The 15,444-nt window shown below is 65.5% G+C and carries 14 protein-coding genes; 9 read left to right on the top strand and 5 right to left on the bottom strand.

What is annotated here, in order from left to right:
• Positions 1–70: 70 nt before the first annotated feature.
• The 4 genes from VGN72_21565 to VGN72_21550 all read left to right on the top strand — a co-directional run bounded on the left by VGN72_21565 (position 71) and on the right by VGN72_21550 (position 6,142).
• A complete protein-coding gene (locus VGN72_21565) occupies positions 71–880 on the top strand; it encodes a type II secretion system protein (protein HEV7301938.1) in 810 nt (269 codons plus the stop codon).
• Positions 881–972: 92 nt separating this feature from the next.
• On the top strand, positions 973–2,787 hold the full coding sequence (locus tag VGN72_21560; protein ID HEV7301937.1) for a glycoside hydrolase family 2 TIM barrel-domain containing protein: 1,815 nt from the start codon (positions 973–975) through the stop codon (positions 2,785–2,787).
• A 95-nt stretch (positions 2,788–2,882) separates the two neighbouring features.
• A complete protein-coding gene (locus VGN72_21555) occupies positions 2,883–3,764 on the top strand; it encodes a prepilin-type N-terminal cleavage/methylation domain-containing protein (GenBank protein ID HEV7301936.1) in 882 nt (293 codons plus the stop codon).
• A 50-nt stretch (positions 3,765–3,814) separates the two neighbouring features.
• A complete protein-coding gene (locus VGN72_21550; protein HEV7301935.1) occupies positions 3,815–6,142 on the top strand; it encodes a glycosyl hydrolase in 2,328 nt (775 codons plus the stop codon).
• 204 nt (positions 6,143–6,346) lie between these two features.
• On the opposite strand, the gene VGN72_21545 is transcribed toward VGN72_21550, so the two are convergent.
• Positions 6,347–7,594, bottom strand: a complete 1,248-nt coding sequence (locus VGN72_21545; GenBank protein ID HEV7301934.1) for a hypothetical protein — start codon at positions 7,592–7,594, stop codon at positions 6,347–6,349.
• A gap of 223 nt (positions 7,595–7,817) precedes the next feature.
• Positions 7,818–9,005, bottom strand: coding sequence for a hypothetical protein (locus VGN72_21540; protein ID HEV7301933.1), 1,188 nt, complete (start codon positions 9,003–9,005; stop codon positions 7,818–7,820).
• Positions 9,006–9,623: 618 nt separating this feature from the next.
• Between VGN72_21540 and VGN72_21535 the strand changes: the two genes are divergently transcribed.
• On the top strand, positions 9,624–10,355 hold the full coding sequence (locus VGN72_21535) for a PEP-CTERM sorting domain-containing protein (GenBank protein ID HEV7301932.1): 732 nt from the start codon (positions 9,624–9,626) through the stop codon (positions 10,353–10,355).
• 313 nt (positions 10,356–10,668) lie between these two features.
• Here the strand turns inward: VGN72_21535 and VGN72_21530 are convergent, their stop codons facing one another.
• Together VGN72_21530 and VGN72_21525 are read right to left on the bottom strand one after the other, a co-directional pair.
• Entirely contained in the window at positions 10,669–10,803 is a 135-nt protein-coding gene (locus VGN72_21530) for a hypothetical protein (GenBank protein ID HEV7301931.1), read from the bottom strand.
• A complete protein-coding gene (locus tag VGN72_21525; GenBank protein HEV7301930.1) occupies positions 10,793–11,107 on the bottom strand; it encodes a hypothetical protein in 315 nt (104 codons plus the stop codon). The genes VGN72_21530 and VGN72_21525 overlap by 11 nt, the downstream gene beginning before the upstream one ends.
• Here VGN72_21525 and VGN72_21520 point away from each other — a divergent pair.
• From VGN72_21520 to VGN72_21510, 3 genes are all read left to right on the top strand, one after another.
• Positions 11,100–11,318, top strand: coding sequence for a hypothetical protein (locus tag VGN72_21520; GenBank protein ID HEV7301929.1), 219 nt, complete (start codon positions 11,100–11,102; stop codon positions 11,316–11,318). The two genes, VGN72_21525 and VGN72_21520, sit on opposite strands and share 8 nt — an antisense overlap.
• Positions 11,319–11,513: 195 nt before the next feature.
• Entirely contained in the window at positions 11,514–12,083 is a 570-nt protein-coding gene (locus tag VGN72_21515) for a transposase (GenBank protein HEV7301928.1), read from the top strand.
• Between the two features lie 214 nt (positions 12,084–12,297).
• Positions 12,298–12,435, top strand: coding sequence for a hypothetical protein (locus tag VGN72_21510; protein ID HEV7301927.1), 138 nt, complete (start codon positions 12,298–12,300; stop codon positions 12,433–12,435).
• Positions 12,436–12,449: 14 nt separating this feature from the next.
• Here VGN72_21510 and VGN72_21505 read toward each other — a convergent pair whose 3' ends face one another.
• Positions 12,450–13,739: an SMI1/KNR4 family protein gene (locus VGN72_21505; GenBank protein HEV7301926.1), complete on the bottom strand. Its 1,290-nt coding sequence runs from the start codon at positions 13,737–13,739 to the stop codon at positions 12,450–12,452.
• A gap of 944 nt (positions 13,740–14,683) precedes the next feature.
• Here VGN72_21505 and VGN72_21500 point away from each other — a divergent pair.
• Complete coding sequence (locus VGN72_21500) at positions 14,684–15,418, top strand: hypothetical protein (GenBank protein ID HEV7301925.1); 735 nt, start codon at positions 14,684–14,686, stop codon at positions 15,416–15,418.
• Positions 15,419–15,444: the final 26 nt, after the last annotated feature.

The following is a 15,444-nucleotide window of genomic DNA, read 5'->3' as shown; positions in this document are numbered from 1 at the left end:
CGTCGGCGGCCCGCCAACCGCGGGCCGCCGGCCTTGTCTTAGCAGTACACCTCTCGCAGTCGGAGCCGTCATGTCACGCACCAAACGTTACGCGTTCACGCTCGTTGAACTTCTCGTGGTGATCGGAATCATCGCGCTGTTGATCTCGATGCTGTTGCCGGCCCTCAACAAGGCGCGCGCGGCGGCCGTCACGGTCAGTTGTCTGAGCCAGCTGCGGCAGATCGGCCAAGCATCTGCTTTGTACTCGAGCGATAACAAGGGCTACCTGTTCCCTTGCTTTGCGCCGGGTTACCGGGTGGACTCGAAGGGCAACTATGACCCTTCCGGCCAGCAGGCAGATCGAATGGAGGGCATCCTGAAGAAGTACCTCCCAAATCAGGAGAACAGCACGGTCTGGACTTGTGGCGCCTCGCCTCGTGTCAGCGTTCAGTTCCCACGCAGCTATGGCGCGAACCGCGGGGTTCACCTGTCGCTGACCCCGCCAACGCCGGCAAACGAACGCCTTCGCAAGGTGTCGCAGATCAAGCGGTCGGCCGAGGTGATCGCGATCGGGGACAGCAGCCAGCCGCCGCCGGACCTGACGGCGTCGGGGTTCTTGGAGTACACGGACAAGTACACCTATGGCGGCATCATCGATAACCCAGCCAATGCCAACCGGGTAGTCACCGATCCCACTTCGGGTGGCGCCCACGGCGTTGGATTGCCGTTCTGGAGCGACTCCGACAACACCACGACGTACAAACTTCGCTACCGCCACGGGAGCCTTAAGGCTGGCTTCACCAACGTCCTCTTCGTCGATGGCCACGCCAGCAGCTTCCCCCGGCCAACGACAGCCACGAATGATTCGCTGCGGTGGCGGAACATCTCGTCGTACTACTAAACGCGTTAACGGCGCTTGGCCGCACAACCGTCTCATCCGCTGAAGCGGATTCTATTCCAGCATCTGAAACAATCACCTTTGGAAGTCACTACATGAATCAGTCCAAACGTATCAGTCGAACGATCCTGACCCACGCCGCTTGGTTGGCCGCGCTAGCCGCCTGTGGTACCGCCGACGCCGCCGCCACGAAGGTGGAACTGAAGAAGTCCGGCGACAACTACCAGCTCATCCGCGAAGGCCAACCCTACTTCATCGAAGGCGCGGGTGGCGATGCCTCCAAACCCTTCCTCAAAGAGTGCGGCGGGAATTCGTTCCGCACGTGGGGGGCCGAGGATATCGACGCCAAGCTCGATGAGGCGCAGAAACTCGGCCTCACCGTTACCGTCGGCATCTGGCTGGGGCACGAGCGCCACGGGTTTGACTACAACAGCGTCAAGCAAGTGCGCGAGCAGAAGGAGCGCGCCCGTCAGGCGGTGATGAAGTACAAGGATCACCCGGCGGTGCTGATGTGGGCGATCGGCAACGAGATGGAAGGGTATGCCGAGGCGGACAACGAACTAATTTACGAGGCGGTCGAGGACATCGCCAAGATGATCAAGGAGCTCGACCCGAACCACCCGACGATGTCGGTGTTCGCCGAAGTCGGCGGCAAGCGGGTGCCGCTGTTCCACAAGCTTTGCCCGAGCGTGGACGTGATGGGCATCAACTCGTACGGCGGTGGCCCATCCATCGCCGAGCGCTACCGTGCCGCTGGCGGTACCAAGCCATTCATCATGACCGAGTACGGCCCGGCGGGCACGTGGGAAGTCGGCAAGAACGAGTGGGGCGCACCGCAGGAGCTCACCAGCACCGCCAAGGCCGATCAGTACCGCGCCACCTACGAGAAGACCATCCTGGCCGAGAAGGACAAGCTCTGCCTCGGCGGGTACGCCTTCACCTGGGGAAACAAGCAGGAGGCCAGCGCCACCTGGTTTGGCCTGTTCATGCCCGATGGCAGCCGGCTGGAAGCCACCGACACGATGACGGAACTGTGGGGCGGCAACAAGCCCGCTAACCGGTGTCCGCAGATCAAACCGGTGGAGGTGGTTGGGGCCGCCCGCGTGGAACCGGGCGAGACGATCAAGGCGAAGGTTGACGTGACCGACCCCGAAGGCGACCCGCTGAAGATCGAGTGGCGGCTAACGAAAGACTACGGCGAGTATCAGACCGGTGGCGACGCGCAGGTCTCGCCGCCGTCGTTCCCGGATGCGATCGTGAAGAACGGCGAGCGCGAGGTGGAACTGAAGATGCCCACCGACGGCGGCGCCTACTGGCTGTACGCCGTCGTGCACGACGACCACAACGGCGCCGCCGTCGCCAACACGTCGCTGTACGTCAACGGCGACGCTGCCAAGCCCGCCGCGGCCAAGGCCAACCTGCCGCTGGTGGTTTATGCCGACAGCCAGCCGACGGTGCCTTACATCCCCTCGGGCTGGATGGGCAACACCGACGCGATCGCCATGGAGGAGCGCAACACGAACAATCCGCACAGCGGCACGACGAGCATGAAGTTCACGTACCGCGCTTCCGACAACTTCGGTGGCGTCGTCTGGCAGAGCCCCGCCAACGACTGGGGCGACCTGCCCGGCGGATTCAACCTGACCGGCGCCAAGCGCCTGAGCTTCTGGGCGCGCGGCGAAGAGGGCGGCGAGAAGGTCGAGTTCAAGCTCGGCATCCTCAAGGACAAGCCCTTCAACGACTCGAGCGAGTCGGGCATCGCGCCGGTCACGCTGACCAAGGATTGGAAGGAATACGAGATCGATCTGACCGGCAAGGACCTGTCGACGATCAAGACGGGATTCGTCTGGACGCTGGCCGGGCAGGGCAAGCCGGTCACGTTCTACCTGGATGACATTCGGTTCGAGTAAACGAAACCGAGACGACCGAGGAAGTAGGCGGCGGCACATCGACTGTGGGAGGTCGTGGCCGCCGCCTTTTCATCTCTTACGCAGCGAGGTTGGACATGGACAAGCGCAATCGCGGATTTACGCTGGTCGAGCTGTTGGTGGTGATCGGGATCATCGCCGTGCTGATCAGCATCCTGTTGCCCTCGCTGAACCGCGCCCGCCGGGCGGCCAACAACGTGGCGTGCCTGTCGAACATGAAGCAGATGGGCCTGGCCATGGCGATGTACACGAACGCCAACAAGGGCTCGCTGCCCTGGAGCTACTACTACGAAGCAACTAATCCCGGCGATCTGAGCACCGACTGGACCGTGCTGTTGTTGAATACCCTGAACGGCAAGGGCAACCGGTACATTGATCAGGAAAGGGACGCGGGGACGCGGAAACTGTTCATCGACAAAGACACGATCGACGTACCTGCCTCCATCGGTATGACGGTGCATTACGCAGCTCACCCGCGACTCATGCCAACCGGGCCTTTGACGCCTGACCCCGCAGTAGCAGGCCCACCAGGCGGCGTTCGCGTGCCCTCGAAGATCACGAGGGTAAAGCGTTCTGCTGAGATCGTGCTGATCATGGATAGCGCACAGGTGGCCGAGAACGAATGGCGGTCGATTTCCACTGCTTGGTGCATCGACGGCCACCAATACGATGGATATGGCATTGGAGTAGCCAACGCCAGTCTGCTGCTGGAAGACAGTCCGAACGCCAACAATGCTCAGTCGATCGATCCCGGCCCAAATGTTGAGGCCGCCACGATATGGAACAACGACGCCGCGGGCTCAATCCGCTGGCGCCACATGGCCAACAACAGCGCCAACTTCCTCTTTGTGGACGGCCACGCCGAATCGCGCAAGCTGAAGAAGGCGAGCGTCGGCGGCGTCGGTGGCCAGTGCGACCTCTTGAAGAGCAACGTCAACACCACGCTGTCGTACAAGTAGCTGCAGGTAAACCCAACTTCGTCTGGCTCGAACAAAGGTATCGGTTGTCCATGGCCCGTCTATCCCGCCTTGTTGTCCTCGTCATGTTGATCAGCGCCACCGCCAGCAACCTTCACGCGCAAGAGGCCGTCCAAGTGGGCGCCGGCTCGTACGCCGTCGCGCCACCGGCCGATGCGCTAGATGGCGCCAAAAAGATGGAAGGGCGGGAGCTGTTCGTCGTCGAGCAGGGCGACCGCGCGCTGCCGACGAACAAGTGGTGGACGCAGCTGCTCGTCACGCCGTTTGCGCGGTCGCTGTGGGCGTACCCGATGAAGGTGGACACGAGCGATCAGGGGATCGATTTGTTCTTCCCCACGCGCTGGCAGCCGCCGGGCAATGATCCCGCCAGCGAGTTTCCCCTGCTGGTGAGCGCCGCGAACTTCAAGCCCACCGCCGCCAAGGCGAAGGACTGGAGCGACTGGCTCGTCTCGTTCCGAATGGCCGGTGACGACGCGTCGCAGTACATCGATGTGACGCTTGGCGAGGGCATGCCGTGCGCCTGGTTCGAGTTCGCCGGGCTGCAACCGACGCTGTCGCTGCGCAATGCCGGGCAGGCAAAGTACTTCGACCGCACCGGCAAGCCGATCACCGGCAACGTCAAGGGCGACTGCGTCGGCTTCGAGATCGGCGGCAGACGGTTCGGCATCTTCGCGCCCGATGGCACGTCGTTCACGCTGACGCCCGATGGCCCGCAAATTCAGTTCGCCGGCGGCAACGGCTCATACCTTGTCGTCTGCCCGCTGCTGGCGGCGGAGGACATCGCGGTCGTCGCGCAGCACGCCTTCGCCATTCCACGCAAGACGGCCGTCTCGTGGGAGTACAGCCCTGAGAAGGCCACGGTGAAGACGACGTGGACGATTGAGGCCGAAGCGCTGAAGGGCACGAACACGCAGGTCATTCAAGGCTGGCTGCCGCACCACTGGCGCAACACGACCAACGACCTGAAGTTGTCGCCCGCCTTCACGTACCTCAGCCCACGCGGGCCGCTGAAGTGCGGCATCGGCAGCACGTTTACGATCGATTATCCGTTCAACGGCATCGTCCCCAACCTGCCGGCGCCGCAGGTGCGCGACGAGGCGAACCCGTACGACCCCGCCCGCATGAAGTGGTACCTCGACACGCTGGCCGCCAACCCGAAGTACGGCGAGGACACTTACTGGGGCGGCAAGGACATCCTGCGCATGGGGCAGGACATCCTCATGTCGCAGCAGATCGGCGACGCGGATCTTCAGCAGAAGTTCATCGCCAACCTGCGCGCCGCCATGGTCGATTGGTTCACCTACGAGCCCGGCGAGACGGCACATTACTTCATGTGGTATCCCAAGTGGCGCGGGCTGGTCGGCAAGAACTTCAGCTACGGATCGGAAGAGTTCAACGACCACCACTTCCACTACGGCTACTTCACGCAGGCCGCCGCGCTGCTGGCGGCGCACGACCCGCAGTTCGCCAAGGACTACGGCCCCATGGCCACGCTGGTGGCCAAGGAATACGCCAACTGGGACCGCGCCGACACGCGCTTTCCCTTCATGCGCAACTTCGACCTCTGGGCCGGCCACGGCTGGGCGGGCGGCACGAGTTCGCCGGGGGGAAACAACCAGGAATCGTCATCGGAAGATGCCCAAAGTTTCGCCGGCCTCATCATGCTCGGCCAAGCCCTGGGCGACAAGGACATGCTCGCCGCCGGCGCGATGGGCTACGCCACCGAGTCGCGCGCTCTCATGGAATACTGGTTCGACCCGCACGGCGACGTCTTCCCGCCCGAGTGGCCGCACAAGGCCACCGGCATGGTCTGGGGCGGCGGGAAGGTCTTCGGCACCTACTTCACCGGCGACGCCTCGTGGGTCTATGCCATCCAGTGGATCCCCGCGTCGCCCGCGCTGTCGTACCTCGTGCGCGATCCCGCCTTCGCGCGGCAGATGTACGACCACATGCACGCCGACGTGCGCAAGCAGGACAAGGAGACCACGATCAAGTCGTTCGGCCCCGCGCTCGGCAGCGTCATGCTCGGCTACGTGCTGATGTACGACCCCGCCTGGGCCGCGGCGCAACTGGACGACCTCTGGAACGAGCCCGGCGACAAGATCGCCCGCGACGCCAAGGAGATGGCCATCATGTACTACATGGCCCACTCCATGCGCGGCCTAGGCTTGGTCGATTGGGCCTGCCACACGTCGTCTCCCACGTCCATGGTCTTCCTAAACAAAGAGACCAACACCCGCACCGCCGTCGTCTGGAACCCGCACGCCGCCGAGCAATCGGTCACCGTCTACGAGAACGGCAAGCCCATCGGCGAGATCACCGCCAAGCCGCAGGCGCTGACGTCGGCTGTTGTGAAGTGAAGGTGTGGGACGGCGGTGTCGCGCCCGCTCTGACCGTGGCATGGGCGTCTCGCCCATGCGTGTCGATTGGAACGAGCGATTTCATTTGCGGGTTGCTGCGCCGACCATGCCGCTGCAACTAATTCTGTCGTCAGCCTCATGACGAGCATGGGCGGGACGCCCATGCCACGGTCGGAGCGGGCGCCTCGCTCTTTCAGATGAACCTCAGACCCCTCCCCCTCGTTCCGCGATCGTCTTCATCGCCGCCTTGTTCACCCAGTCCTGGTCGTGGAACTGTTGGCCGTAGGCCAGCGGGGTGACGTCTCGGAACGTGTGAGTCGATTCGTCCTTCACGAAGCGCAGCCGCTTGCGGAGCGACGCGCGAACGTTGGGGGCCGCGCCGTGCGACAGCAGCAGCGCCGCGAATGCGTCGTCCTTCCTGCGGCCGACGCGGTAGGACTGGCAGACGGTCGCGTTAAACAACGGCGTGTGACCGCCGAAGCCGTCGGCGTCTTCGGAGGCGGCCGCGTTCACGTCGGCACCATTGGCGATCAGCCATTGGGCGATCTCCATCTCGTCGAAGTCCACGCACATGTGCAGCAGCGTGGTGCCGTCCAACGGCGTGCCGTGCAGGCCAAGTGACGTGTCCGCGTGACAGCCGAGCTCCAGCGGGTACACGTCGCGATACCCGAACCGCCGATGCGGCAACTGCGAATCGCGCTGCAGATGGGCTTCCAGCAGATCAATCCGCCCGCGATGCAGCGCCATCACCGGCGTGTCGGGAAGCTCGAAGCCATTGCGGGCCAGCAGTTCCAGGCACTCGTGCTTGCCGGCGGGGTTGCGGCTGTACGTTTGCAGCAGCAACGCAACCGGCGCCAACCGGTCGCCATCCCCATCGCAGATCTCCGCGCCCAGTTCGATCAGCAGCTTCAGTCCCGCTGCGTTCTGCGTCTCGCATGGTCCCATCGCGATGCCGCGCTCTATTCTGGCCCCGCGGTTCAACAGCCAGCGGGCGGTCTGAATCTTGCCCTGAAGACACGCGCGGTCGAAGGCGTGCTGCAGGTCGGTCGCGTTCATGTCGGCCAGCATCTGCACGATGCGATCGCGCCCCAGGTTGGCCGCGTACGACATCGGCGGGCCCCAGTTGCCCGGCGTGCCGCGCGCGTCCTCGTGCAGCAACTCGGGATTGCTCACGATCAACGCGCGAACGGCGTCCGCATCATCGCGCTGAATCGCAGCGGTCATCTGGCACGCCAGCACCAGCCGCGGCCACGATGCGATGCCGTACGCCCGCGCCAACACGAGCTGCGCATCCGCCAGCTTCGCCTCGCTTGCCTTGATGCTCCGCGGGTGAAACGCCGTAAAATCCGCCGTCGCGGCCGGTTCACCGGCGAGCGCGTCGCGCAGCAGGTCCTTCGCCTGATGTTTCAGCTGATCCAGATTCGGACGAACGGGAAAATGACGAGCGGCCATGGCGATCTCCTTTCAAGTGCTGCCCGTTATCCGCATGCGTGGGCTGAAAGAAGGTTCGCGCGAACCGTCGTTAGATTGTGCAGCCAGGTGGACTCGGTCCTTCCCGCGGACAGGCGGCGCCCTGAATCGCCGTGCGCGTCATCATAAATGACGTGACGCGGGCGTCAATCCGGCGGAACGACCGATGCAAGCGGCGAGCGTGGTCGGGCGCTCCGCCACCCCCTTACGCCGCCAATCGCAGGTACTTTCGCATTTCCGTGGCGAACGGTTTGGGTTCGGGCGAGAAGTGTTCCTCATCCATTTTGAACAAGTGCCCGCAGCCGCACCGCTTTAGCATCCGGCGCAGTTCCTGATCGTTGCGCAGGTCGGTCTGCGTGAACGCGTTCAGGTTGTCCAGCCCGAGCCAGTCCACATCGCGGCGCGACAGGTTCAGTTCGCGCCGCAGGTTGCGGGCTTCGGGCGTGCCCTCCATCGTCAGGAACAGGAACGTGCGCACCGCGATCAGGTCGGGCAGCACGGAGACGACGAAGTAGCCGAAGCGGTACTTGTCCACGCGCAGTTCCACGAGCAGGTCGTCGCCGATGCGATCGATCACCTTCGCTTCCTCCATCGCGTGGCACAACCACGCGTGCAGGTAAGGCGCGATGGCCGGCAGGTTGGCGCGCTGCTGCAGGGCGCGCAGCGCGTGCGACTGCACGTACACCGGGCGTTCGGGCGCGCCGGGCGATTTGCCGAACTGCTCGGCCGTCCACGAGAGCCACTGCAAGTGGTCGTGCGGGCTCGCCGTCGTCACGCGATACATTGGCCGGCGCTCGCCGTCCAGCGTCACGTAGCGCATCTGGGGGTCCGTCGCGCGCACGACGATGCGAACCTGCCGTTTGCCGGCGGGCGTCGTCCTGAACTCCAGCGGCGCCGTGAACAGCCGCCCGTCCAATCGGCTGCGGCCGACGACCGGGGCGTGAACCGCTTCGAACATCGCGCGGGCGATTGGCAGGTGCTGCGTGCGTTCGACCTCCTGCAGCACCGGCAGGGCTTGCGCGAAGAAGCGCCGCACCTCGTCCGGCGTCCTGGGATTCAGCGGTTGCTCCGCCAACAGTCGACATAGGGTGAGGATCGCGTAATAGTCGCGCACCTTCAGCGATCCCGCCGTCGCGTCGACCGCCGCCTCGCGCAGCCTGGCTTCGATGGCCGGCCGAATCGCGGTCGCGTCCTCCTCAGGCACGCTCGCGTCGAACTCGACGACCGGGTCGGCGAACTTCCGCTGCATCAACTGCTCTTGCGCCAGCCGCGGCATGGCCGCGAACGCGTCCCACAACCCGACCGCCCCCAGCGCCGCGCGAAAGCGCACCCGCCGGTCGTAAAACGGGTCGACGTGTCCCTTCCTGTCCCGCTTGTTTGATCGCGCGCCCATACACGCAACTATCGGCCACCGCCTCGCCCGTTCACCATTGTTCACCAGTCGATCTGCCTGCCGCCGTTTATCGGCCACCGCCCGGGCAGGCCGGGTCAACCGTCGGCCGCCGGTTGAACGCCCCGTTTGGCAGGACGGGGGTCCATCGCGCGACGTGCCCAAAGGCCGCCGTCCCCCGCGCTCGCGCTGCACCGAGACCGAGAAAATCGCTGCGAACGTGCTGATGCGGGCGTTTCGATGCCCGTAATGGTTCCGTAGGGCGGGATGAGGATTCCACCGCACCGCGTCGCGCCGCCGCGTCGCGCCGCCCGGATCGCAATCCTGCCGATGCCGCCCCGGTCCCACTCCCGGCGGCATTCCGATCCCGTCTCGCCGTCGCGTCGACCCTCGAGCCTCATGGCGGAATCTCCATCCCGCCCGACGGCGGCCGGGGTCGCGCTGCCGCGCGGTGCCGATGCATCCGGGCTCGCGCGTTCAACGAATCACCACGAGCGATAATCCATCTCCTCTCAGATATTCCTTGGAGTCTCCGTCGCGCCCTTGTTATTCTCACGGCGGCTGCCCACACGTGGGGAGGCAGCCGGTTTCGGCGGGTGCATTTCTCTCCGGGAGACTCAGATGAAGCAGCAGTTCTTACGGACGACCCTCGTCGCAGCGGCGGTGTTGGGTGGCGTTGTGGCGCAGCAACGCGCGGGGGCGGCCACGACCATCGATACGGGGCCGATCGCCGCAGCGCCGTTCGATTACTTCGGGTACTGGGGCGAGGGGGACGTCCAGACGATGGGCCAGACGTTCATCGCGCCCGCCGACAGCGTGCTGACCGACTTCTCGTTCGACCTCCGCCTCGACCCGGCCGCCCCTCGGCCCGGGCGCAGCTACTTCCGCTTTTACCTGATGGCGTGGGACGGCGAGAAGGCCAGCGGCAGCGTGCTGTACGAAAGCGGCACCCTCGAGGTCACCCACTCCGGCGCGCCGGCCACCTACGTCGCCAGCGTCGGGGCGCTGGCGCTAACGCCGGTGAACGAGTACGTCGCGTTCCTCAGCTCGTCGGCCGTGCTGGACGGCATCGAGGACTACGGCGCCATGGCCGCCACCGCCGGCAACACCTACGAGGGCGGGCGGCACGTCTTCGCCATCAACGGCAGCGACCTCGCCGCGCTCACGACCACCGCCTGGTCCGACAGCCCGCGCGACTTCAAGGCCGACGCCGTCTTCACCGCCCACTTCGCCGCCGCGCCCGTCCCCGAACCCGCCGCGCTCGCCCTCGCCGCCCTGTCCAGCCTCGCGCTGCTGCGCCGCCGGCAACCGGGCGCCGTCGTCGTTCCCACCGGTGAGGTGCCCACCGCGTAAATCCAACCGGATCGGGCGGCACAGGCGGGTACTCCAACCGGCGAGGCGAGCGGGGAATGCTAAAGGCTAGCGGACAAAACCCCGTTGCGCGACGGTGCACCCGTGTCATCCCGAAGGGAGCCTAAGGCGACCTGAGGGATCTCGACCGACTGAGGGTGCGGGCCGTGGGAGATCCCTCAGGTCGCCAAGGCTCCCATCGGGATGACAGGCGCGACGCATCCCGCCGAGGTTTTGTCCGCTAGCCTTACGACACAGGTCGGCGTACCCACCCGTGTCACCCACCCACGTCACCCACCGTGCCGTGCGGAAACCCTCAGAGGGTGTTTGGGAACAAGGCGGTGACCGCTTCGACGGTGGCATGGGCAACTTGCCCATGGCGTCGGTACGCCGACGCGTCGGACGCGGCCACGCGGATGTCCTCGAGCAGCTTGGCCGCCTCAAGCCGCATAAAGCTCCCGCCGATCGCGGTCGATCGCCTTGCGGAGGTACGGGTTGGCGACCGCCGCCGCGCGCAGCCTGGCTTCCATGGCCGGCCGCATCGCCGTCGCGTCGTCGGCCGGCACGCTCGCGTCGAACTCCACCACCGGGTCGGCGAACTTCATCTTCATCAACTGCTCTTGCGCCAACCACGGCATGGCCGCGAACGCGTCCCACAGCCCGACCGCCCCCAGCGCCGCGCGAAAGCGCGTCCGCCGTGCGTGAAACGGATCGACGTGCCCCTTGCGGTCCCGCTTGTTTGATCGCGTGCCCATACCCGCAACTATCGGCCACCGCGCCGCCCGTTCGCCATTGTTCGCCAGTCGATCTTACCGCCGCCGTTTATCGGCCATCGCCCGGGCAGGCTGGGTCGACCGCTTCTGGACCGAGACCGAGAAAATCGTCGCCAACGTGCTGATGCGGGCGATCGTGAAGAAGGTGAACTGCGCCGGGTGCCACGGTTTGGTACTCCAAGCCGTGCTCTGATCGACGGAAAAGACACGGCACGGCGTACCGTACCGTGGCACCCGGCCCCCTGCCCGCGACGCCTTTCCGGGTGCCACGGTTTGGTACGCCAAGCCGTGCCTTCCGCGGGGGGGCAAGACACGGCACGGCGTACCGTACCGTGGCACCCCGTCGTGGTTTGATATTTCCAGCCTCCGGTATGATGCTCAGGACTTCATGGACCTGCCACCGCGAAAGACGATGCGCCGCCGCGACGTCCCAGGCACGGCCCGGTTCCTCACCTTCTCGTGTTACCGCCGCTTGCCCCTGTTCAGTAATGGCCGCATCAAAGACCGCCTCGTCGCCCACCTCGGTGCCGCCACGCTGCGGCACGAGGTTCGGCTCATCGCGTGGGTGGTGATGCCGGACCACCTCCACCTGATCGTCTGCCAACCAAGCGGCCAGCCGTTGACGCCGTTCCTTCAGGCGTTGAAACGCCCCCTGGCGGCCGAGGTGTTCGCCCGCTGGCGAGCGCTGAACGCGCCGATCCTTTCGAAGCTCCAGGCGCCTGACGGCCGCCGCGCCCACTTCTGGCAGCCGGGCGGCGGGTACGATCGGAATGTCCTCGGCGTCGAGTTGATCGAGAAGATCGCCTACGTCCACCGCAACCCGATCCGGCGTGGGTTGACGACCGATTCGGTCTCATGGGTGTGGTCGAGCGCCCGGGCCTACGCAGATCAGGACGAGCCGGGGCATCCCCCGATCGCGTTCGACCTCGTACCACGCGGCGACCGTTCGCTGTTCTGACCGAACTTCAGTAGCTCACCGCCCGGGACGCCTTTCCGGGTGCCACGGTTTGGTACTCCAAGCCGTGCCTTCCGCGGGGGGGCAAGACACGGCACGGAGTACCGTACCGTGGCACCCGACCCCGTGCCCGCGACGCCTTTCTGGGTGCCACGGTTTGGTACTCCAAGCCGTGCCTTCCGCGGGCGGGGCAAGACACGGCACGGAGCACCGTACCGTGGCACCCGGCCACGCCAGCTTCCCGATCGTCCGCTTCTCGGCGGGCGTGAACCTCACGCCGGAATTCGTGCGGCAGAAGGGGGTCGCGGCGTATCGATTGGCGAGGGCGGGGCCGCTGCCGGAGGAGATGGGGTAAACCAAGGCATGTCCTTAGCGCCCGCCACGTAGCGGCGGGAGCACCTTCAACCCTGTCTCGGCTATCTCGCGTACCTGAGGATCGGGATCCTGCAGCACGCCGCTCAGGTGCGTCCTTGCGTTCGCGTTGTTGGTGTAACGCAGGCCACCCGCGGCACGGCGACGCACGTATGGCGCGTCGTCAGCCAGTAGTTCAGAGAGCGCGCGCATCCCATCTTCTCCGAACTCTGCAATCAGTTGGCCTGCTATTTCCGTCTGATGCGTTGCGCGGGAATCCGGATCACGGAGGATATCGATCAAGAGAGGCAGCGCACGGTTCTCTCGTAGCTCGGCGCAAAGGGTGGCCGCGGAGAAGAGCGTGAAAAAGGAACGCTGCCGAATCGCATCAAGCAGGACGTCCCGCGTTTCGTCGGGGGCCAGCTTCACCGCTGCGTGAAGCGCGTGGATGCTCGCGTTGCTCGTGTCCCCTTTGGCCAAGGTCAAAAGCGGTCCCACCGCCGTCGGGTCACCCAGCTTACCCAGCGCTTCGGCAGCGTCTTCTTGAACGTGCGGCTCGTCGATCGCCAGCATCTGCACCAACTCTTCGGTGGTCCATTCCGACAGCCGCTTGCCCAATACCTTCGGCTCGCGTGTCGCGCGGCGCAGCTTCTTCTTTCGCTTGGGCGCGCCGGGCGAACCGACGAACTCGTCCGGCATCCCATCGAGAATGCCAACGGGTTGTTTCCATTCGATGCCAGCGAAACCGTGGTACTCGGCCTGCATCATCTCGAGGAACGAGCGATAGCGATGTACGCCCGGCAGCCAGTTCGCGAAGAACCACGCTTCCCATTCGCCATCCTTGTCGATCACCTGCGGGTTCAGCAGGTAGACGGCTGCATCACCGACGTCGCTGATCTGAAGCGTTTCCCGCAGGTGTTTCGGGCGGAAGTCCTGCGGGGTCTCGTACGAAAAGTATTCTGCATCGGGGGTCGGCTCGGCCTCACCATAGACTGACGGCGCGGTGTACGCGGCGATCCAATCCTTGTTCTCCTTACGAAACCAATGCAGCTCCTGCGCCGGGCGCATTCGCTGAATGGCATGGGACGTTCGGCGCCAGCCGTCCGACGTTTGCAGGAACGATCGGTAGGAGGGTGGAAGGGGTATCTTCAGCCGGCCTTCGATCTCGGCCAACTCCTGCTCCGTCGCTCCTGCGACCCCTAGCCAGTTGGAGAAGCGCACGTCCGCAGTCAGCTCGTCCGCCCACGACGAGGCGAGCATGTACGTGCTCCATTGCTGTAGGAATGTCTTCCAGTCGAAGTGGTTCATGCTCGCGCCCAGCTACGCACGTTGTCACGCACTCTCAATACCATACCTCAACAATATCCACGGCGGCACATCCTCCAGCCGTTCGATCTCCCCGTATACCAACTCGATCAACCTCAACCCATGCTTCGCGTAGATAGCTTGTTTATCAGCCATTCGCTCGTGGTACGTCGGGTCGGATTTCAAGTCCCAGAACCCGATGTAGTCGCCGCTGTCGCGCGTTGGGTGTCGCGACTGTAGCGGGGGGCGGGAGGGGCGACAATTGTGGAGACGCGTGGGGGCGTGCGGTGGGGCCGCATCCCTGGCCCTCCCGCGCGGGGACGCGGGAGAGGGGATCGGAGGGAATTGCGGTTGGATCGGCGGGCCGACAGGGTGGGGCGTCTCGGGAGCAGAACGGCTGGCGATCGAGGCGGGATGGACGGGCCGCGCGGCGGACTGGTGGAGAGGTCCGCGGATGTGCGCGGAGATGTTGGGCGGTTGGACGGGGGGCGGGCGGATATCCGCGGGGGTGGGGGGAAGTTGGATGGGGGGCGGGCGAATGTCCGCACAAGGTTGGGGAAGTTGGACGCGAGTGGCGGGAAGTTGGACGGAGCGCGGGCGGAGGTCCGCCGGGGGCTCGGGAGATTGGACGCGGGTGCGGCGAATGTCCGCGGGCGTTTGCGACAACTGGCCGAGGCGTCGGCGGACATTCGCACGGGGCGCGGACGATCAGCCGCGGGGGTGGGGCGGCGAGCGAACCGGGGTTTTCATCTCGAAAACTGCACTAAACAAGGAATTGCGACGATAAGACAACCGTGGCCGCTGGCCGGTGGATCGGTTTGAGGTGGCATGGGTTTTCAATCCATGGGGCGATTGAAGACACGGGTTGAAAGCCCGTGCCACGCCTGGCTGGCCCACTACCGATTGGCGGTGGCCGGTGCGCGCGGGCGCGGATGGGAGCGAGTCGAATGGGTGCCGATTACATTCCGGAACAGGACCTGCACGCGGCGATCTGGATGAAGAGCTTCGCGCGACAACTGCTGCGCGATTTAGCGGCCTATCGCGTGTCGCAGGCCGGGGCCGACGAGGTCGCGGACCGGGTGCGAACGTACCGGCTAGCGCTGGTGGCGGCCCGGGAGCCGATCACGCGCACGCGGGCCATGGTGCTGACGAAAACGATCGCCCGCCGGGCGGCCGAGCGCATCGTGCGACCGATGGCCCAGCGGTTGCGAAGCGATTCAGAGCTGGCGCCGGCGCTCAAGGTGAACCTGGGACTGCGGCCAGCGAAGCGGCGCGTGCGCCACGTCGGTCCACCCGATGGCAAACCGGTGCTGACGGTCGTCACGGGGCGACATGGCGAGACGACGCTGACGGCGGTCCACTCGGGCCACCGCCATCGCACGGCCCGCCCGCGCGACACGGTGGGCCTGCAGCTGTTCGAGTTCATCCAGCCCCTCGGCACGGCCGCCGGCGATCCGCCGGGCGACATCGAATTGAACTGGCGGCTGGTCGGCACGTTCACGCGGCACCGCTTTACCGTGCCCGCCCGCGCCCAATCGTTCGGCGACCGCATGACCTTCGTCGCCCGCTGGGTCACCCGCCGCGGCGAAACGGGCGCCTTCAGCAACCCGGTCAGCACGGTCTTCGCCTGCGAGACACCGATCCGGTTCGACCAGGCGCCGCGGTTTCAAAGCGCGGCATGAGGGAGGGGGCGGCGGAGAACGCGAAG

It is taken from the genome of Tepidisphaeraceae bacterium (assembly GCA_035998445.1).
Taxonomy (GTDB): Bacteria; Planctomycetota; Phycisphaerae; order Tepidisphaerales; family Tepidisphaeraceae; genus DASYHQ01.
This window is presented reverse-complemented; position numbering and strand designations above follow the sequence as displayed.